Annotated in this window: 14 protein-coding genes and 1 tRNA gene; 3 read left to right on the top strand and 12 right to left on the bottom strand. The window is 68.9% G+C overall.

What is annotated here, in order from left to right:
- Positions 1-2: 2 nt before the first annotated feature.
- Positions 3-1,487, bottom strand: coding sequence for a family 43 glycosylhydrolase (locus KUF83_RS33555; RefSeq protein WP_217458783.1), 1,485 nt, complete (start codon positions 1,485-1,487; stop codon positions 3-5).
- 377 nt (positions 1,488-1,864) lie between these two features.
- Between KUF83_RS33555 and KUF83_RS33550 the strand changes: the two genes are divergently transcribed.
- Entirely contained in the window at positions 1,865-7,060 is a 5,196-nt protein-coding gene (locus KUF83_RS33550; protein WP_217458782.1) for a family 43 glycosylhydrolase, read from the top strand.
- Between the two features lie 59 nt (positions 7,061-7,119).
- Here the strand turns inward: KUF83_RS33550 and KUF83_RS33545 are convergent, their stop codons facing one another.
- Positions 7,120-7,554: a VOC family protein gene (locus tag KUF83_RS33545; RefSeq protein WP_217458781.1), complete on the bottom strand. Its 435-nt coding sequence runs from the start codon at positions 7,552-7,554 to the stop codon at positions 7,120-7,122.
- A gap of 120 nt (positions 7,555-7,674) precedes the next feature.
- On the opposite strand from KUF83_RS33545, the gene KUF83_RS33540 reads away from it, so the two are divergent.
- Positions 7,675-8,259: a TetR/AcrR family transcriptional regulator gene (locus KUF83_RS33540; RefSeq protein WP_217458780.1), complete on the top strand. Its 585-nt coding sequence runs from the start codon at positions 7,675-7,677 to the stop codon at positions 8,257-8,259.
- Positions 8,260-8,410: 151 nt separating this feature from the next.
- Here KUF83_RS33540 and yjfF read toward each other — a convergent pair whose 3' ends face one another.
- The 6 genes from yjfF to KUF83_RS33510 form a co-directional block, all read right to left on the bottom strand.
- Positions 8,411-9,448: a galactofuranose ABC transporter, permease protein YjfF gene (gene yjfF, locus KUF83_RS33535; RefSeq protein ID WP_217458779.1), complete on the bottom strand. Its 1,038-nt coding sequence runs from the start codon at positions 9,446-9,448 to the stop codon at positions 8,411-8,413.
- The gene (locus tag KUF83_RS33530; RefSeq protein ID WP_217458778.1) at positions 9,448-10,551 is read right to left on the bottom strand and encodes an ABC transporter permease; all 1,104 of its coding nucleotides are present in this window, start codon (positions 10,549-10,551) and stop codon (positions 9,448-9,450) included. Before KUF83_RS33530 ends, yjfF begins: the two co-directional genes overlap by 1 nt.
- Positions 10,548-12,086 (bottom strand): sugar ABC transporter ATP-binding protein, encoded by a 1,539-nt coding sequence (locus tag KUF83_RS33525; RefSeq protein WP_217458777.1) that lies wholly within the window; start codon positions 12,084-12,086, stop codon positions 10,548-10,550. Before KUF83_RS33525 ends, KUF83_RS33530 begins: the two co-directional genes overlap by 4 nt.
- Positions 12,087-12,193: 107 nt before the next feature.
- Positions 12,194-13,204, bottom strand: a complete 1,011-nt coding sequence (locus tag KUF83_RS33520) for an ABC transporter substrate-binding protein (RefSeq protein WP_217458776.1) — start codon at positions 13,202-13,204, stop codon at positions 12,194-12,196.
- Positions 13,205-13,352: 148 nt separating this feature from the next.
- Complete coding sequence (locus KUF83_RS33515; protein WP_217458775.1) at positions 13,353-14,399, bottom strand: LacI family DNA-binding transcriptional regulator; 1,047 nt, start codon at positions 14,397-14,399, stop codon at positions 13,353-13,355.
- Positions 14,400-14,987: 588 nt separating this feature from the next.
- A tRNA-Pro gene (locus tag KUF83_RS33510) sits at positions 14,988-15,061 on the bottom strand.
- Between the two features lie 262 nt (positions 15,062-15,323).
- Here KUF83_RS33510 and KUF83_RS33505 point away from each other — a divergent pair.
- Positions 15,324-15,758: an excalibur calcium-binding domain-containing protein gene (locus KUF83_RS33505; protein ID WP_217458774.1), complete on the top strand. Its 435-nt coding sequence runs from the start codon at positions 15,324-15,326 to the stop codon at positions 15,756-15,758.
- Positions 15,759-15,840: 82 nt separating this feature from the next.
- On the opposite strand, the gene KUF83_RS33500 is transcribed toward KUF83_RS33505, so the two are convergent.
- The 4 genes from KUF83_RS33500 to KUF83_RS33485 form a co-directional block, all read right to left on the bottom strand.
- Complete coding sequence (locus KUF83_RS33500) at positions 15,841-16,773, bottom strand: ABC transporter substrate-binding protein (protein WP_217458773.1); 933 nt, start codon at positions 16,771-16,773, stop codon at positions 15,841-15,843.
- A 79-nt stretch (positions 16,774-16,852) separates the two neighbouring features.
- A complete protein-coding gene (locus tag KUF83_RS33495; RefSeq protein ID WP_217458772.1) occupies positions 16,853-17,542 on the bottom strand; it encodes an ABC transporter permease in 690 nt (229 codons plus the stop codon).
- The gene (locus tag KUF83_RS33490; protein ID WP_217458771.1) at positions 17,539-18,204 is read right to left on the bottom strand and encodes an ABC transporter permease; all 666 of its coding nucleotides are present in this window, start codon (positions 18,202-18,204) and stop codon (positions 17,539-17,541) included. The genes KUF83_RS33495 and KUF83_RS33490 overlap by 4 nt, the downstream gene beginning before the upstream one ends.
- Positions 18,201-19,454: an ABC transporter ATP-binding protein gene (locus tag KUF83_RS33485; protein WP_217458770.1), complete on the bottom strand. Its 1,254-nt coding sequence runs from the start codon at positions 19,452-19,454 to the stop codon at positions 18,201-18,203. The genes KUF83_RS33490 and KUF83_RS33485 overlap by 4 nt, the downstream gene beginning before the upstream one ends.
- Positions 19,455-19,460 lie beyond the last annotated feature (6 nt).

Genomic DNA, 19,460 nt, shown 5'->3' with positions numbered 1-19,460 from the left:
GCTCACGTCGTGGGCCTGAACTGCCACTGCTGGCAGTTGTTGTCGAGCCATCTCCACTGGCGCACGTCGGTGCCGTTCGCCGTACCGCAGTCGGCGACGTCCGCGACCTTCCCGGTGCTCTCGTTGACGATCCGCACGTGGTCACCGGTCGCGGTGTACACGAGGCGGAACTTCTGGCACTTGTTGTTCAGCCAGGACCACTGCCGCAGGTCGGCGCCGTCGGCGGTGGAGCATTCCGCGGTGTCCATGACCTTGCCGGTCGCGACGTTGACGAGCCGGCTGGTGTCGTCGCCGAGGTCCTCGATCCGCCACTTCTGGTTGGCGCCGCCGGTGCAGGTCCACTGGAAGATGTTGGTGCCGTCCGCCGTGCTGCCGCCCTCGACGTCCAGGCACTTGCCACTGTTGCGGTTCACCAGCGTGTACGCGGTCGGGGTCGCCGCCGTCTCGCCGGACGGGCCGGGGAGCGTGGTTCCGAGGGCGACCGGGGTACCGAAGTCCGGTGTGCCGTCCGCGTTCCAGGTGACCTTCTGGGCGCGGGTGGTCCGGCCGTTGCCGCAGCCGCCGTTCGCGGAGTTGTTGGCGTGGTAGACGATCCAGTCCTCGGTGCCGTCCGGGGACTTGAAGAACCCGTTGTGGCCCGGGCCGTATACGCCGGCCGCGTCGTTGCGCTGGAAGACGGGGGTCTGCTTCTTGGTCCAGGCGGACGCGAGCAGCGGGTTGGTGCCGGTCAGTTCGAGTTGGCCGAGCTTGTAGTCCGCGGTCTGGCAGTGGCTGGCGGAGAAGGTGAGGAAGGTGCGGCCGCCCCGGTACAGCGGCTCGGGCCCCTCGTTGACGGCGCCGCCGGAGGTCTCCCAGCTCAGCGTGGGGCTGGAGATGATGCTGAAGGTGGAGCTGCTCAGCGTGTACGGGTTGCTCATCGGCGCGATGACCATGCTCTGCGTACTGCCGTTGATGAAGCCGCTGCCGAGCAGGTACAGCTTGTTGTCGTGCTTCAGGACGCTGGCGTCGATCAGCCAGCCCCCGGGCGTGAGGTTGGAGCCGCTGAGCTGGTTCTTGTAGGTGTACGGGCCCATCGGGTCGGAGCCCGCGCTCTCCAGGACATGGGTGCGCTGGGAATCGCAGCAGGCGACACCGCTCTGCCCCGCGGAGTAGTACAGGTACCACCTGCCGTCGAGGAAGTGCAGCTCCGGCGCCCAGACATTGGTGTTGCGCGTGGCGGTGGTGTCGCTCCAGACCTGCACACTGGGCGCCACGGACAGCCCGGCCAGGGTCGGCGACTTCCGCATGGTCAGCACACCGGTGAACGAGGTGGTGACCAGGTAGTAGTTGCCGTTGTAGTACTCCACCCAGGGGTCGGCGCCCTTCTGCGCCTTGACCGGGTTCGTGTACGGCCGTCCCTCCGCGGCCGTGGCGGGCTGCGTGGCGGCGGAGGCCAGTATCAGGAGCAGCGCTGCCACGAGAGTGGCCCAATGGCGGATTCGGAACACGGGTTCCCCTTCTCCTGGACACGCTGTTCGAAATCCCGTACAGCGTGCGTAACTTCGACCAGAAGATAGGGACGCGACCTGTACGCGTCAACGGTTCTGACACATTTGGTTCCGGTTGGCTTTCCGTCCCGTGAACCCACGACCGGTCGGCCCGTCGAACGTGCCGTCAACTACCGGCCCACCTGCGGCGATGGGCGCACGGCGAAAGATCTCGTTCGACCTGTCGGACATTGTTCGATACCTCTTGACGCCCCCGTACGCACCGATTGACACTCTCGCAACGCGACGTCACACAGAAGAAACGGCAGAGTGCCCACTGCTGAGACCTCGCACTTCCCCCTTTCCTTCCGCCATGTCTCAGCAAGGGGTTCCGAACGATGCAATTCGCGACACCGCGCAGCCGCGCGAGACGTTGGGCGGGGCAGCTCGCAGGCCTCAGCGCCGCGTCACTGTTCCTGGGTGTCATCGGCCCCGTCGCTCCCGCACACGCGGCCCAGAGCGCGGACGTCACCGACGGCCTGGCCCTCTGGTACAAGCTCGACGCCGCATCCGGCACGACCGTGGCCGACGCCTCCGGCAACAACCGGACCGGCACGGTCAACGGCAGCCCCACCTGGTCGGGCTCGGGTGAGGGACTCGCCTTCAACGGCTCCGACACCTTCGTCAAGGTGCCGGACAACGTCCTGAGCGGCATGAACTCGGTCACCGTCTCGATGGACGTGAAGGTCGACTCCACCCAGTCCACCCCCTACTTCATCTACGGCTTCGGCAACACGAGCGGCTCCGCCGGCAACGGCTACCTGTTCACCACCGGCAACACGCTGCGGACGTCCATCGCGTCGGGCAACTGGTCGACGGAACAGACCACCCAGCCCTCCCCCGCCCGCACCCTGACGCGCGCGGTCTGGAAGCAGCTCACGTACACGCAGACCGGCAGCACCGGCGTGCTCTACGAGGACGGCGTGGAGGTGGCCCGCAACACGGCGGTGACCATCACGCCCGGCTCCATCGGGTCCGGCACCACCACCGCCAACTACCTCGGCAAGTCGGTGTACCCCGGGGACAAGCTCTTCAAGGGCAGCCTCCGTGACTTCCGGGTCTACGACCGGGCGTTGGCCGGCTCGGAGGTCGAGCAGCTCTCCCTCCCCGTCGCCACCCGGGGCGTCGCCGACGACAAGGCCGCGCTCACCCTCGGCGACACCAGCGCCGTCGTCTCCGACCTGACCCTGCCCGCCACCGGCCCGGCCGGCGGCTCCTCGATCAGCTGGGACAGCGACACCCCCTCCGTGGTGTCGGACTCCGGCGCCGTCACCCGCCCCGCCGCCGGTGAACCGGACGGCCACGCGACACTGACCGCGACGCTGAAGAAGGGATCGGTGACCGGCACCAAGACCTTCGACATCACCGTCCCCGCCGCCTTCGACGACTCCACGGCCACCGAGCGGGCCGCCGAGGCGCTGAGCGTCCACAACCTGGACGACGCGCGCGGCAACCTCACCCTGCCGAAGACCGGCACGTACGGCACCGAGGTCACCTGGGCCTCGGCGGATCCCGACGTCGTCTCCGCGGCCGGTGTGGTCCGCCGCCCCGCGCACGGCGAGGGCGACACCACCGTCGAGCTGACCGCGACCGTCACCAAGGGCGCCGCGAAGGCGACCCGCGTCGTCACCGCCAAGGTGCCCGAACTCCCCGCCGCCGCGCCCCTCAAGGGCTACATGTTCAGCTACTTCACCGGCGAGGGCACCTCGGACGGCGAACAGCTCTACGCCGCCCTCAGCAAGGGCAACGACCCCCTGAAGTGGCGGGAGCTGAACGAGGGCAAGCCCGTCCTCACGTCCACGCTGGGCGAGAAGGGCCTGCGCGACCCGTTCATCATCCGCTCCCCCGAGGGCGACAAGTTCTACCAGATAGCCACCGACCTGCGGATCTACGGCAACGGCGACTGGGACGCGTCCCAGCGCACCGGCAGCAAGTCCATCATGGTGTGGGAATCCACCGACCTCGTGAACTGGACCGACCAGCGGCTGGTCAAGGTCTCGCCCGACAGCGCAGGCAACACCTGGGCGCCGGAGGCGTACTACGACGAGAAGCTCGGCGAGTACGTCGTCTTCTGGGCGTCCAAGCTGTACGACAACGCCGGGCACACCGGCGACACGTACAACCGGATGATGTACGCCACGACCCGCGACTTCTACACCTTCAGCGAGCCCAAGGTCTGGATCGACCGCGGCTACTCGGTCATCGACTCCACGGTGATCAAGCACGACGACACGTACTTCCGCCTCTCGAAGGACGAGCGGAACAACTCGTCCTCGACGCCCAACAGCAAGTTCATCTTCCAGGAGAAGAGCGACTCGATCCTCTCCCCCTCCTGGGACTTCGTCGCCGAGGGCATCGGCAAGGGCGCGATGAACGCGGCGGAGGGCCCGCTGGTCTTCAAGTCGAACACCGAGGAGAAGTGGTACGCGTTCCTCGACGAGTTCGGCGGCCGCGGCTACATCCCCTTCGAGACGACGGATCTCGCCTCGGGCCAGTGGACACCGTCCACGGGCTACGACCTTCCCTCCAAGCCCCGCCACGGCACGGTGCTTCCGGTCACCCAGGCCGAGTACGACCGGCTGCTGAAGGCCTACCAGTCGGACCAGCTCGTCGAGTCCGTCGAGGACGTCGAGGTGACGACGGGCATCGGTGACGCACCGGTCCTGCCCGCCACGGTCATCGCCGAGTACGCCGACGGCGTCAAGCGGCCGGTCTCCGTCACCTGGGACGACGTCCCCGCGTCGGCGTACGCGCAGGCCGGGACCTTCACGGTGAAGGGCAGCCTGCCGGACGGCGCCTCCCTCAGGGCCGAGGCCGAGGTCACGGTCTCGGCGGAGGGCCCCGAGGTCCCGGCCGACCTGCTCCTGCGCTACGACTTCGACGAGAGCGGCGGCAGCATCGCCCGTGACTCCAGCGGTCACGGCTACCACGGCACCTACGTCCGTACGCCCGACTTCGGGACCGGCGTGGACGGCGGCTCGTTCAGGATGTCGGGCGGCTCCAGCAGCTCCGACTCGCCGTACGTCAGGATCCCGAACGGCGTGCTGAAGGGCGCCGACAGCGTCACCGTCTCCACGTACGCCAAGTGGAAGGGCGGGGACAACTTCCAGTGGCTCTTCGGCCTGGGCCCCGACAGCGACAAGTACCTCTTCGCCACTCCGTCCAACGGCGGCGGCAAGCTGTTCTCCGCGATCACCAAGGCCACCTGGTCGGGCGAGAAGCAGATGACCGGCGGCTCGCGGCTCACCCCCGGCACGTGGCAGCACGTCACCGTGACCGTGAACAGCGCGACCGGGACGGCGATCCTCTACGTGGACGGCGTCGAGGCGGCCCGGGCGACCGGCGTCACCATCAAGCCGTCCGAGCTGTACGACGCGTCGAAGGGCTACTCCGGCTACATCGGCAGGTCCATGTACGGCCCCGACCCGTACTTCGGCGGCGAGGTCGACGACTTCCGGATCTACAACCGGGCCCTGTCGCCCACCGAGGTCCTGGAGCTGAGCGGGAACACCACGGGCATCGCCTCGGCGACCCACCCCGCGCTCAAGGTCGACGCGATCATCGACGACGCGGACAGCAGGATCACCCTCCCGCTGGCCGAGGGCAGTGATGTCACCGCCCTGGCACCGGAGTTCGGCCTCGCCCACGGCGCGACCATCAGCCCCGCCTCCGGCACCCTGCACGACTTCACCGAACCGGTGAAGTACGAGGTGACCGGCTCCGACGGCGAGAAGCGCACCTGGACGGTCCGGGCCCTGGAGATGAAGAGCCCGGTGCTGCCGGGTCTCAACGCCGACCCGAACATCGCGCGGTTCGGCGACACCTTCTACATCTACCCGACCACCGACGGCTTCCCCGGCTGGAGCGGCACGCAGTTCAAGGCGTACTCCTCCAAGGACCTGGTGCACTGGAAGGACCACGGCGTCATCCTCGACCTCGGTCCCGACGTGAGCTGGGCCGACAGCAGGGCCTGGGCACCGGCGATCGAGGAGCGGAACGGCAAGTACTACTTCTACTTCTGCGCCGACGCGAACATCGGTGTCGCCGTGTCCGACTCGCCCACGGGCCCGTTCAAGGACGCGCTGGGCAAGCCGCTGCTGAAGGCGGGCCAGTACCCGGGCCAGATGATCGACCCGGCGGCCTTCACCGACGACGACGGCACGCCGTACCTCTACTGGGGCAACGGCAGGGCGTACGCCGTCCCGCTGAACGACGACATGGTCTCCTTCGACGCCTCGAAGGTCACCGACATGACCCCCAGCGGCTACAACGAGGGCACCTTCGTCATCAAGCGCAAGGGCACCTACTACTTCATGTGGTCGGAGAACGACACCCGGGACGAGAACTACCGCGTCGCCTACGCGACCGGCTCCTCGCCCACGGGCCCGTGGACCAAGCGGGGCGTGATCCTGGAGAAGGACCTGTCGCTGGGCATCAAGGGACCCGGCCACCACTCGGTGGTCAAGGTGCCGAACACCGACGACTGGTACGTCGCCTACCACCGCTTCGCCATCCCGGGCGGAGACGGCACGAACCGCGAAACGACCATCGACAAGCTGGAGTTCGACGCCGACGGGCTGATCAAGAAGGTCGTCCCGACGCTGTCGAGCATCGACCCGGTCACCGTGGTCCGGGCCGGCCCGGACGCCATGGGCACCGAGGGCGGCGCGATCCCCGTCACCGGCACGATCTCCGGGGCGGGCAGGCCGAAGTGGACGGTGGAGGCCGGAGCGCCCTGCACCTTCGCCGACCCCGACGCCGTCCTCACGTCGATCACCTGCACCGACAACGGCACGTACGAGGTCACGCTGACCGGTGGCCGCGGCAGTGACACGCTCACCGTCACCGTGGACAACTCGGCCCCGGTGATCACCTCGGCGACGGGTCCCGCCTCCGCGGTGTCCGTCGACAGGGCCGCGACCGTCAAGGCCCTGTTCACCGACCTGGGTTCCAAGGACACCCAGACCTGCACGGTCGACTGGAAGGACGGCACCGAACCGGCCGCGGGCAAGGTCACCGCCACCGGTTGCGAGGCCACGCACACCTACCGGAAGGCGGGCATCCACCGTCCGGTGGTCACCGTCACGGACGACGACGGCGGCAAGGACAGCACCCGGCTGCCCGAACTCGTCGTCTACGACCGCTCGGCCGGTCCGATCGCCGGCGTCGGTGTCATCTCCTCGCCGGCCGGCTCCTACCCGGCCAATCCGAAGCTGACGAGCCTGGCGGGCTTCTCCTTCGGCGCCGCGTACAAGAAGGCGAAGGACACCGTCCCCAGCGGCAACGCGACCTTCGACTACGCGGCCGGCAAGCTGTCGTTCCGCTCCACCGGCTCCGACTGGCTGGTCGTCACCCGTGACGAGGCCCAGTACCAGGGCTCGGGCAAGGTCGACGGCAAGGACGGATACGCCTTCCGCATCACCATCACCGACTCACCCGACACCTACCGCATGAGGATCTGGAAGAAGTCCACCGGCGACGTCGTCTACGACAACCGCACCGGCACGAAGGCCTACGGCATCGTGTTCGGCTGACAGTCGGCGCACCACCCGCAGAAGGCGGCGCCCGGGGCTCTGAGCCCCGGGCGCCGCCTTCATTCGCCCCGGCCCTCGACGTACTGCCCGGCGTACTCGCCGGTGGCCGGGACCGGGGTGATCACGTCGACCATCACCCCGTCCGGCGCGGAGACGATGAAGTGGCGCTGCCCGAACTCCTCCGTGCGCAGGGAGAGCAGTACGGGCAGGCCCGCCCCCTCGACCAGCCGGTGGTGCTCGGCGTCCACGTCGTCGACCTCGAAGTTGAGCAGAAGGCCGCCCCGGACGGGGACGCGGTACCCCTCGGGGATGCTCGGGTGGGTGTGGTCGAGCAGGGCGAGTTCGTACCGCGGGACGGCGGTGTGCCGCAGGCTCACGTACCAGTCCGCCTCGAAGGTCGTCCCGAACCCGAAGTGACGGGTGTAGAAGTCGCGCGACGCCGCCACGTCACGGGTGGCGATCACCGGGTAGAAACCGCCGAGCCGGCTCTTCATGACATCTCTCCTCCGCTTGGCGTGCCTGCTCCGCACGCACGGTCCATTTCGCATACCCGGGGTATGTGAAAGTGGACGTTAACATACCCTGGGTATGCGAACTCGAGGGGCGGAGCACGGATGGCTGTCAGCAGGGCCGAGCAGCGGGCGGCGACACGACGGGCGCTGCTGGCCGAGGGGAGGCGGCGGTTCGCCGCCGACGGCTATCACGACGTGGTGCTCGCGGAGGTGGCTCGGGCCGCCGGGGTCACCAAGGGCGCCGCCTACCACCACTTCGAGAGCAAGGCGGGACTCTTCCGGGCCGTGGTCGCGCAGGTGCAGCACGAACTGGGCGAGCGCGTCGCGGAGGCCGCCGGGCGGTACGAGGACCCGTGGGAGCAACTGCGGGCCGGCTGCCGGGCCTTCCTGGCCGCCGGGTCCGACCCCGCGGTGCGCCGGATCCTGCTCGTGGACGCCCCGACCACGCTCGGCTGGGACGAGTGGCGGGCCATGGACGAGGAGTCCTCCGCCCGGCACCTGACCGAGGCGCTCCAGGCCCTCGTGGAGGCCGGGATCATCGACGACCAGCCGGTGGAGCCCCTGGCACGTCTGCTGTCGGGAGCGATGAACGAGGCCGTGCTGTGGCTGGCCCGGTCCGGGGACCCACAGGCCCGGTCACAGACGGAGATGGCCCTGGACCGGCTGCTGAACGGACTGCGTGCCTGAGGCCGCGTCACCCGCGTCATCCACCTCACCCACGCCCTTCGCATCGCCCACGCCACTCGCAGCGCCCACGACTGCGGCAACGGAAACGGCGAGGGGCTACCTCCGAAGAGATGGCCCCTCGCCGTGGGAGCTGCCGCGGACGGACGGACCGTCAGGTCCCGCCCGCTCCGGCCTTCTTGCGGCTGGTCATGGCCCGCTGGATCAGGATGAACGCGCAGAGCAGCACGCCCGTCGCGATCTTCGTCCACCACGAGCTCAGCGTGCCCTCGAACTGGATGAGGCTCTTGATGAGACCGAGGACGAGGACACCGAACAGGGTGCCGATCACATAGCCGGACCCGCCGGTGAGGAGCGTGCCGCCGATGACGACGGCGGCGATCGCGTCGAGCTCCATGCCGGTGGCGTGCAGCGGGTCACCGGACTGGATGTACAGGGTGAACAGCAGCCCGGCGAGCGCCGAACAGAAGCCGCTCATCGTGTACACGGCGATCTTCGTGCCGCCCTGCGGAAGACCCATCAGCAGGGCCGACTGCTCGTTGCCGCCGATCGCGTACACCCGGCGGCCGAAGCGCGTGTAGTGCAGGACGTAGAAGGCCGCGGCCAGCACGACCAGCGCGATGATGGCCCCGATCGACAGGAAGGCCCCGCCCAGTGACACCTGGGTCTGCGCCATGCTGCTCACCGAGGAGTCGCTGATGGAGATGGACTCCTTGCTGATGACCAGGCACAGGCCCCTGAAGAGGAAGAGGCCCGCGAGGGTCACGATGAAGGGCTGGATCTCGAAGTTGTGGATCACATAGCCCATCAGGAAGCCGCCGAAGGCGCCCACGGCGAGCGCCATGGGTATGACCACCAGGATCGGCAGGCCCTGACGCTCCACCAGCCATGCCGTGAACATGGTCGTGAAGCCGATCACGGAACCGACGGAGAGGTCGATGCCGCCGGACAGGATGACGAAGGTGGCACCGACGGCGGCGACCAGCAGATAGCCGTTGTCGATGAACAGGTTCATGAAGACCTGCGGTTCGCCGAACCCGTAGTTCTGGTACCGGCTCAGACCGATGACGTACATCGCCAGGAAGAGCGTGGCCGTCACCAGGACGGGCAGGCGGCGGTCGCCGAGCAGCCCGGCGATCCTGCTCGTCGTACGGCTGTCCGGCGCCGGGGGCTTCTGGGTGGTCGTGGTCATCACGACACCTCCATCTTGCGAACGGCCTCGGGCGCCGGGGCGGTCTCCGCCGGAGCCGCGGTGGCCTGCTTGGCGCCTCGCTTCCCGCCGAAGCCGCCGGCGCCGAACACCTTGGCGCGGAACTTCGGGGACTGGAGCAGACAGACGACGATGACGACGGCGGCCTTGAAGACCAGGTTGGTCTGGGTCGGCACGCCGATGGTGTAGATCGTGGTGGTGAGGGTCTGGATGACCAGGGCGCCGACGACCGTGCCGCCGATGGAGAACCGCCCGCCGAGCAGCGACGTGCCGCCGATGACCACGGCGAGGATGGCGTCGAGCTCGATCCACAGACCCGCGTTGTTGCCGTCGGCGGCCGAGGTGTTGGAGCTGATCATGAGGCCCGCGATGCCGGCGCACAGCGCGCAGAACACGTACACCATGATCTTGATGCGCCGGGACCGGATGCCGACCAGGCGGCTGGCCTCGGCGTTGCCGCCGACCGACTCGACGAGCAGGCCGAGGGCCGTACGACGGGTCAGGGCGACGGTGACGGCGACCACGGCGGCCACCACGAAGATGGAGAAGGGCAGCGTCAGCCAGTAGCCGCCACCGATCAGCTTGTACGGCTCGCTGTTGATGGTGATGATCTGGCCGTCGGTGATCAGCTGGGCGACACCGCGCCCGGCCACCATGATGATCAGCGTGGCGATGATCGGCTGGATGCCCATCCTGGCCACCAGGAAGCCGTTCCAGAGGCCGCAGACGACCGCGGCCACCAGGCCCAGCGCCATTGCGAGCAGAACCCCGGAGAGGGCGCCCTGGTCGTTCTGGTCGCTGATGTACGAACAGGTCAGTGCGCCGGTGATCGCGACCACCGCGCCGACCGAGAGGTCGATGCCGCCGGTGGCGATGACCAGGGTCATACCGACGGCCACCAGGATGAGCGGCGAGCCGAACAGCACGATCGAGACGAGGCTGCCGTAGAGGTGGCCGTCCGTCATCTTGATCGAGAAGAAGTCAGGAGTGAAGGGAACGTTGACGAGCAGCAGGACGACCAGCACGGCGACCGGCCAGAACAGGTGATGCTGGGTCAGTGCTCGCCATCGGGGAGTGGTGGTCACTGGTGCTCTCCGCTCGCGATGGTCTCCAGGATCCGGGTGGGGGTGATCTCGGGCCCGTTGGCGATCTGCGCCACCAGCTTGCGGTCGCGCAGCACGCCGATGGTGTGACTCAGCCGGAGCACCTCCTCCAGCTCGGCCGCGATGTACAGCACGGCCATGCCCTCCTCGGAGAGCGAGACCACGAGTTTCTGGATCTCCGCCTTGGCGCCGACGTCGATACCGCGTGTCGGCTCGTCGAGGATCAGCAGCTTCGGCTGGGTGATGAGCCAGCGGGCGAGCAGCACCTTCTGCTGGTTGCCGCCGCTGAGCTGACCGACGCGTGCCTCGGGGTTGGCGGGGCGGATGTCCAGGGCCTTGATGTACTTGGCGACGAGTTCGTCGCGCTGGGCGGCCGGGATGGGCCGGGTCCAGCCGCGGGACGCCTGGAGGGCCAGGATGATGTTCTCCCGGACCGTCAGATCGGGGACCAGGCCCTCGGCCTTGCGGTTCTCCGAGCAGAACGCGACGCCCGCGCCGATCGCGTCGTTCGGGGCGCTCATCGAGATGTGCTTCCCGCCGATGCTGACCTTGCCGCTGTCCGGCTGGTCGGCGCCGAAGAGCAGCCGGGCCAGTTCGGTGCGGCCGGAGCCGAGCAGGCCGGCGAGGCCGACGACCTCGCCCTTCTTGATCTCCAGGTCGAAGGGGGCGATGGCGCCGGTCCTGCCGAGGCCGTCGGCCTGGACCAGCGGTTCGCCGACGTCGGCTCGCAACTGGTGGTCGTGGAGCTCCTCCAGCTGGTCCAGGGCCTTGCCGATCATCAGCTGGACGAGCCCGACCTGGTCGAGGTCGCCGACCATGTGCTCGCCGACCAGGGTGCCGTTGCGCAGGACGGTCATCCGGTCGCAGATCTCGTAGATCTGGTCGAGGAAGTGCGAGACGAACAGGATCGCGACACCCTCGTCCCTGAGCTGCCGCATCAGGCGGAACAGTTCGAGGACCTCGTCGCGGTCGAGGCTGGACGTCGGCTCGTCCAGGACCAGCACCTTGGTGCCGGCTCCGGAGCCGTCGCTGTCGCCGGTGCCCACCGACCGTACGATCGCGACCAGTTGCTGCACGGCCAGCGGGTACGAGGACAGGGGCGCGGTCACGTCGATGTCGAGGCCGAGCCGGTCGACCAGCTCCGCCGCGTCCTTGCGCATCTTCTTCCACAGGATGCGGCCGGCACGGGTGGGTTCACGTCCGATGAAGATGTTCTCCGCCACCGACAGGTTGGGGCAGAGGTTCACCTCCTGGTAGACCGTGCTGATGCCGGCCTGCTGCGCCTGCAGCGGGCTGTCGATCCGCACGGACTCCCCGTCGAGGGTGACCGTGCCGCCGTCGAGCGGGTAGACGCCGGTCAGCACCTTGATGAGGGTGGATTTTCCCGCGCCGTTCTCGCCCATCAGGGCGTGGATCTCGCCGGGGAAGAGACGGAAGTCGACACCCGACAGAGCCCGTACCCCCGGAAATTCTTTGACTATGCCCGTCATCTCCAGGACGGGCAGCGGCTCTGCCATGGCAGCGCTCCTCATGGATTTCGTTCAGGCCCGCAGGGAGCCCCGCGGACAGTCCTCGGGCGGAGGAACTGGCCGGGCGGAGGCTCCCTGCCGGTGGGTGCGGTCGGTCAGTACTTGCGGGTGGGGAGCGCGTCCTTGGCCTGGTCCTGCATGAAGTCGCTCTCCTCGGTCTTGATCCAGCGCTCGACCTTCTCGCCGTCCTTGACCTTCTGCACGACCTCCATCAGCTGGGGGCCGAGCAGCGGGTTGCACTCGACGATGGCGTTGATCTTGCCCTCGGACATCGCGACGAAGCCGTCCTTCACGCCGTCGACCGTGACGATCAGGATGTCCTTGCCGGGCTTCTTGCCGGCCGCCTCGATGGCCTGGATGGCGCCGATGCCCATGTCGTCGTTGTGCGCGAACAGCACGTCGATGTCCGGGTTGGACTGCAGGAAGGCCGCCATGACCTGCTTGCCGCCGGCGCGGGTGAAGTCGCCGGTCTGGCTGACGACGATCTTCCAGTCGTCCTTGTGGTCCGCGTCCATGACCTCCTTGAAGCCCTTGGCACGCTCGATCGCGGGAGCGGCACCGGTGGTGCCCTCCAGCTGCGCGATCTTGACGTCGCCCTTGTGGCCGGCCTTCTCGAGGACCTTCTCCAGGATCTTGGCCGCGCGGCGGCCCTCGTCCGTGAAGTCCGAGCCGACCAGGGTCACGAACAGGGACTCGTCGGAGGTCTCGACGGAGCGGTCGGTGAGGACCACGGGGATCTTCTTGGCCTTGGCTTCCTTCAGCACCGCGTCCCAGCCGGTGACGACCACCGGCGAGAAGGCTATGACGTCCACGCCCTGGGTGATGTAGCTGCGGATCGCGGAGATCTGGTTCTCCTGCTTCTGCTGCGCGTCGGAGAACTTGAGGTTGTAGCCCGCCTCCTTGGCCGCCTCCTTCACGGAGTCGGTGTTGGCGCTGCGCCAGCCGCTCTCCGAACCGACCTGGGAGAAGCCGAGGGTGATCTTCTTGCCACCGCCGCTGCCGGAGTCGGACGTCGACGCACCGTCGTCCTCCTTGGCGCAGGCCGCCAGGCCGCCCGCCGCCGCCACGCCGACCGCCGCCGTGAGGAAGTTCCTTCTGTTGAGCATGTTCTTCTCCTTTGAAGAGCGGGCCCACAAGGGCCTGCTGGTACGCGCTTGACACTCGCCGGGACAGGCTGCACAGCGTCCAGCCTGTCGATCATTGTTCGAGATATCGGCCATTCCCGGGCGCGGAGAACAGCCGTGGGGTGCTGGGTCAGACGGGAGGGGCGCCCTGGTCGGAGGTGTACGGGAAGGTGCTGGCGCGGACGACGAGTTGGGGCTCGATGGCGATCCGGAGCGATCCGGACGGCTCCCGGCCCTCGATCAGGTCCAGGAGCAGGGCGATGCTCCGTTTCCCGACCTCCGCGAAGTCCTGCCGGACGGTGGTGAGCGGAGGCGCGAAGAACTCCGACTCCGGGATGTCGTCGAAGCCGACCACCGCGACGTCCTGGGGAGTTCGCACACCCGCTTCACGCAGGGCCCTCAACACCCCCAGCGCCATCTGGTCGTTGGCCACGAAGACCGCGGTCAGTCCTCGGCCCACCCAGCCGGCCAGTTCCTGGCCCGCCCGGTAGCCCGACAGCGGACTCCAGTCCCCCCGCAGGATCAACGGCGGCTCGACACCCGCCGTTTCGAGGGTGGCGCGCCAGCCCTCGGCCCGGTCGGCGGCCTCCTGCCAGTCCTCGGGTCCGGCGAGGTGCCAGACCGTGCGGTGGCCTGCGGCCAGCAGGTGACCGGTCGCCAGACGGGCCCCCAGATGCTGATCCACGTTGACGCTGGGGATCACCACCTTGGACCCGCTGCCCACGGTCACCACCGGGAAGGGGTGGCGCAGTTCGGCGAGGGCCTCGACCGCCGACCGCTGCGGTGCGATGGCGACGACTCCCTCCACCCCGCCCTCACTGAGGTGGTCCAGCGCCTCGGACAGCTTGTCGACGGTCAGCTTCCGCAGGCTGACCGTGGAGACGAGATAACCCTCTGCGCGTGCCGCCTCCTCCAGCGCGAAGAGCGTACTGGCCGGACCGTGGAGGGTGGTGTCCGAGGCGACCACACCCAGGGTCCGGGTGCGCCGGGTGGCCAGGGCCCGGGCGGAGGAGTTGCGGCGGTAGCCCATCTCCTCGATCGCGTGCAGCACCTTGGCCCGTGTCTCGTCCCGCACGTTGGGGTGGTCCCCCATCACGCGGGAGACGGTCTGGTGGGACACGCCCGCCAGTCGCGCGACATCGGCCATGGTGGGCGGCCGAAGCTGAGATTGTGCCATGGCCGCACCTCCTTGGCGGTCGTGTACCGGAAGATTCCTGGGCCGTGCCGGGCGCCCCCGCGGGGCGGGGTCCAACCCGCCCCGACGGCAGCCTCGCCGCGGGCCGGCCGGCCGGTTCACCGGGTGCGGATCTTCGTCCGGCCCGGTCGCGGATCCGGCCCGTACGAAGCGCTCCGAACCCTGCGCCGCCTGCCGGGGAGGCGAGTTGAGGCGCTGTGGACGCCATGGTCGTACCTCCCTGGAAGTCGGCTCGTGATTGCGGACGTCATTGTGAGCGCTAACAATTCATGCCGGTCAAGGGGTACAACAACATGGAGGACGTCACGGTTGCGTAACGCGCCGGAAGCATGCGGACCCTGGCGGTGACGGCCGGCGGCACGGGTTCGCGGCAAAGGTATTGACGGGCTTCGGACACGGCTCTATTTTCAGCACCGAAACTTCGAACCACGAACGAAATATCGGACGTTGCTGATGACCAGTTCCAGCCAGCGGTACGCACACCTCCCCCGGCCATGCTGAGCGGAGCCGTGCCCCCCGCACGCGAAAAGGGCCCCCACAGGCTCTCGCCTGCGAAGACCCTTCGCTCTGTCGGGACGACAGGATTTGAACCTGCGACCCCTTGACCCCCAGTCAAGTGCGCTACCAAGCTGCGCCACGTCCCGATGCGTCCCGCCGTGGCGAACCACGTGAAGACGCAGTCAAGACCCTACCGCACGCGGGCCCGGCGCCGTCCGGGCCGCCGGGCGGCGCCACCGCCACCCGCCCCGGCGCGCCGGCCACCTCACGGCACCCGCACGAGGACCGCCCCCGACCGACCGCCTCTTCACGCTTCCATCACAATGTGGCCACCTGTTGTCCAGGTGCTGGGCCGCGCCTCAGCAGCACCTCTACGGTCGTTCCCTCTCGCACAACCTTGGGGGATTCGTGTCGGAGCATCCGAAGTGGGCACGCAAGCGCTTTGTACTGCCGGCCCTCGCTCTCGCCTTCCTCATCGGCCTGGGTGCGGGCGCCGGCGGGGAGGGTGAGACCGAACCGGCGGCCGCCGGGGCGAAGCCCACGGAGACCGCCACGGCCACGGCCACTGCGACCGTGACGGCGACGGCGGCCGCCGAGCCCGAACCGGCCGCCACCGTGACCGTACGGGCGACGAAGACCGTCCGGGCGACCGTCACCGCACGACCCGCGGCCGGTGGCGGATCCGACGACGACAGCGGCTCGGTCACGGGTGGTGGTGGCGCCGTGTACTACGCCAACTGCGACGAGGCACGCGCCGCCGGTGCTGCCCCGGTGCGTCGCGGTGAGCCCGGCTATGCCTCACATCTGGACCGCGACGGGGACGGGATCGGCTGCGACAGCTGAGCCGTCCGGTCCACGAACGGCTCACCCTGAGGGACCTGACGCGGGAGCAGGGAACGCCCGCCGGTGCCGGGACCAGGTCGCGTCAGCCGGTCAGGCCGGCCTTCGTGAGCCACTCCTTGGCGACGTCGGCGGAGTCCTCCTTGTCGTTGGCGAGCTTCTTCATCATCTGCAGGAGGTCCTCGGTCGTGAGCTTGGCCGAGATGGCGTTGAGAGCCGCCTTGGCCTTCGCGTTCACCGCGGACTTGTAGACGAGGGGGGTGACGTTCTGCGAGGAGAAGAGGTTCTTCGGGTCCTCCAGGACGACCAGCTTGTCCTCGACGATGGCCGGGTCGGTCGTGTAGAGGTTGGCCGCCTGGACCTTGTCGTCCTTCAGCAGCTTCACCAGGGTGCTCTGGGCGCCCGCGTCCAGCGGCTGGAACTTCCCGAACTCGACGCCGTAGACCGACTTGAGGCCCACCCCGCCCTGCGTACGCGTCTTGAACTCCGAGCCGGCGCCGATGGTCATGTCCTTCGCGACCGGCTTCAGGTCGGCGAGGGTCTTGAGGTTGTGCTCGGCGGCGGTCTCGGCGGTGATGGTCACCGAGTCCTTGTCCTCGGCCGCGGCGGAGTCGAGTATCTCCACCGACTTCGGGAGCTTCTGCTTCAGCTCGGCGTTGATGTCCTCCGTGGTGGCGGCGGTGCTCTTCTTGTCGACCGCCGTGGACAGCAGCGCGCCGTTGTACTCGGGGAAGACGCCGAGACCGCCCTTGACCACCTGGTCGTAATAGACCTCGCGGGCACCGATGTCGAACTTGCGGGTCACCTTCAGGCCCTTGTCCTCCAGGGCCTGGGCGTATATCTCGGCGAGGAGCTGGTTCTCGGGGAAGTTCGCCGAGCCGACGACGATGGACTTGCCGCCTCCGCTGTCGCCGCTGTCGCCCGTCAGCGGGTTGTCGTCGCCGTTGCTTCCGCCGCAGGCGGTCAGGGAGAGAGCGGCGATCATGCCGAAGGCGGTGGCGCGGAACGTGGCTTTCATGGGTGTTTCCTTTCGTGGGAGCCCTCGGGAGCTCTCGGGAACGTTCGAAGGCATTTCGAAGGCATGGGGCCCGGAAGACTCAGGATCGTCTCACCGACGGCCGCAGACCCGGCGAGACGACGACGTGCCGCAGCCCGGTGAAGAGGGCCTGGACGACGAGCGCCAGCGCGACGACGACGGCGGAACCGCCGATGACGAGTTCGTAGTCGTTGCGGGCGAGCCCGTCGACGATGAAGCGGCCCAGACCGCCCAGACCGGGGTACGCGGCGACGGTGGCCGTGGCCACGACCTGGATCGCGGCGACCCTCAGGCCGAGCAGGATCAGCGGCAGCGCCATCGGCACCTCGACCTTCAGCAGGACCTCCCAGCCGGTCATGCCCATCCCCTTCGCGGCGTCCCGGGCGTCGGGATCCACGCCGCGGACTCCTTCGAAGGTGTTGATGAGGATCGGCGGGACCGCGAGCGCCACCAGGGCGACCAGCACGGGAGTGGTGCTGAGCCCGGCGAGGGTCACGACGAGGACGACCAGGCCGAAGGTGGGGATCGCCCGCGCGAGGTTCGCGACAGTGGCGACGGCGAACGCGCCGCGGCCGGTGTGTCCCACCAGCAGCCCGAACGTCAGGCCGATCAGGGCCGCGAACAGCAGTGACACGCCGCTGTAGGTGAGGTGCTCCGTGAGCCGGTGCGGGATGCCGTCGTCCCCGCGCCACTGCTGGGACGACGTCAGCCAGTCACCCACGAGCCGGATCTGGTTCAGGAGGTCGTTCACGCCTTCGCCCCCTTGCCGCGCGCCCAGGGTGTGAGCAGCCGCTGCGCCAGGACCAGCAGCGCGTCGGTGACGAGGGCCAGCAGCATGATCAGTACGGTCGCGGTGATGATCGGGGTCGGGAAGTCGAGCTGGAGGCCCCGGGTGATGTAGTAGCCGAGGCCGCCCTGTCCGATCAGCTGCCCCACCGCGACGAGACTGATGGAGGAGACCGCGGCGACCCGTACACCTGCGACGACGACGGGCACGGCGATCGGCAGTTCGACCTGGACGACCCGCCGGACCGTACCGAATCCCATCGCGGTGGCCGCCTGCCGCACCGGCTCGGGGACGGATGCCAGTCCGTCCACGACGTTGGGTATGAGGACCGACAGCGTGTAGAGGGTCAGCGGGATCATGACGGTGCGTTCGGTCAGGCCCGTGTAGCGGACGAAGATCATGAACAGGGCCAGCGACGGGATGGAGTACAGGACGTTGGCCGCGGTCAGGGTCGGCGGGTAGACCCACCGCCAGCGGTGACAGAGCATGCCCAGGGGTATCGAGATGACCAGTCCGAACAGCACGGGCAGCAGGCCCAGCCGGAGGTGGACCCCGGTGTAGTGGGCCAGTTCACCGAGGTGGTCGCCGATCCACACCCACCGTATGAGCGGTTCTCCGTCTCTCATCGGTCCCCACCGCCCGCGGTGTCGGCGCGCTCGGCGCCCTGCGCGGCCGGGCCGTCCTCGGCGGACCGGGCCCCGGACACCTTGGCCGTCCTGTCCGCCTCGGCCGCCTCCGGAGCTTCGGCCGGCTCGGCCGCTCCGGTCGCGGCGCCCGTCCCCGCGCCGCCGTCTCCCGTCATCGCGGCGGACAGCTCGTACGCGTCCGCGACGCCGGCGACCGCGCCCTGGGCGTCCACTCCCACCGCCAGCCGGGAGGGCGACAGGAGCGCCGCGTCGAGAGCGGCCCGCGCCGAGTCGCCGACCAGGCTGAACGTGTGGCCGAGCGGTGCAAGGGCCGCGTCCGCGAGGGTTCCGCCGTCCGGGAGTCCGGCGGCGAGAATCCAGCCGAGCGGGCGCCGGCCGGCGTCGACGACGAGCACCCAGGGCTCGTCCAGGGCCCGGGCCGCGGCCACGGGGTCGGTCACCGGCAGCACCGGGCCCTCACGCAGCGGCAGTCCGGCGGCCTCGACGAAGGAGAGCCGTCGGATGCCCCGGTCCTGCCCGACGAAGTCGGCCACGAAGTCGTCGGCGGGCCGGGCGAGCAGCCGCTCCGGGGTGTCGAACTGCGCGAGCCTGCCGCCGGTCCGGAACACCGCGATGTTGTCGCCCAGTTTGATCGCCTCGTCGATGTCGTGGGTGACGAACACGATCGTCTTGTGCAGCTCCTTCTGCAGCCGGAGGAACTCCGCCTGGAGCTCAGCCCGGACGATGGGGTCGACCGCGCTGAACGGCTCGTCCATGAGCAGCACCGGCGGGTCCGCGCCCAGCGCCCGGGCCACCCCGACGCGCTGCTGCTGCCCTCCGGAGAGCTGGTAGGGATAGCGCTTGGCCATCTCGGCCGGCAGCCCCACCAGCTCGAGCAGCTCGGCCGCCCGCGCCCGGGCCTTCTTCTTGCCCCAGCCCAGCAGCAGCGGCACGGTCGCTATGTTGTCCAGGACCGTGCGGTGCGGGAACAGGCCGGCGTGCTGGATCACGTAGCCGATCCCCCTGCGCAGTTCGGGGGCGGCGACCTCCCGTATGTCCCGGCCGCGCAGGCTGACCGTGCCGGCCGTCGGGTCCACCATGCGGTTGACCATGCGCAGGGTCGTGGTCTTGCCACAGCCGGAGGGGCCGACCAGGACCGTGATGCCTCCCTCGGCCAGCTCCAGGGACAGTTCGTCCACGGCCGTGGTGCCGTTGGGATAGTTTTTGCTCACCGCGTCGAATCTGATCAAAGCTGC

Origin of the sequence: Streptomyces sp. BV286 (assembly GCF_019090165.1) — a bacterium.
Classification (GTDB): domain Bacteria; phylum Actinomycetota; class Actinomycetes; order Streptomycetales; family Streptomycetaceae; genus Streptomyces.
Note: the sequence above shows the minus strand (reverse complement) of the source record. Positions and strands in the feature narration are given on the sequence as shown.

Excerpts from the sequence above, each read along its gene's own strand:
- KUF83_RS33550 (WP_217458782.1), top strand. The coding sequence starts at position 1,865 with ATGCAATTCGCGACACCGCGCAGCCGCGCGAGACGTTGGGCGGGGCAG.
- KUF83_RS33545 (WP_217458781.1), bottom strand. The coding sequence starts at position 7,554 with ATGAAGAGCCGGCTCGGCGGTTTCTACCCGGTGATCGCCACCCGTGAC.
- KUF83_RS33540 (WP_217458780.1), top strand. The coding sequence starts at position 7,675 with ATGGCTGTCAGCAGGGCCGAGCAGCGGGCGGCGACACGACGGGCGCTG.
- yjfF (WP_217458779.1), bottom strand. The coding sequence starts at position 9,448 with ATGACCACGACCACCCAGAAGCCCCCGGCGCCGGACAGCCGTACGACG.
- KUF83_RS33525 (WP_217458777.1), bottom strand. The coding sequence starts at position 12,086 with ATGGCAGAGCCGCTGCCCGTCCTGGAGATGACGGGCATAGTCAAAGAA.
- KUF83_RS33520 (WP_217458776.1), bottom strand. The coding sequence starts at position 13,204 with ATGCTCAACAGAAGGAACTTCCTCACGGCGGCGGTCGGCGTGGCGGCG.
- KUF83_RS33515 (WP_217458775.1), bottom strand. The coding sequence starts at position 14,399 with ATGGCACAATCTCAGCTTCGGCCGCCCACCATGGCCGATGTCGCGCGA.
- KUF83_RS33500 (WP_217458773.1), bottom strand. The coding sequence starts at position 16,773 with ATGAAAGCCACGTTCCGCGCCACCGCCTTCGGCATGATCGCCGCTCTC.
- KUF83_RS33490 (WP_217458771.1), bottom strand. The coding sequence starts at position 18,204 with ATGAGAGACGGAGAACCGCTCATACGGTGGGTGTGGATCGGCGACCAC.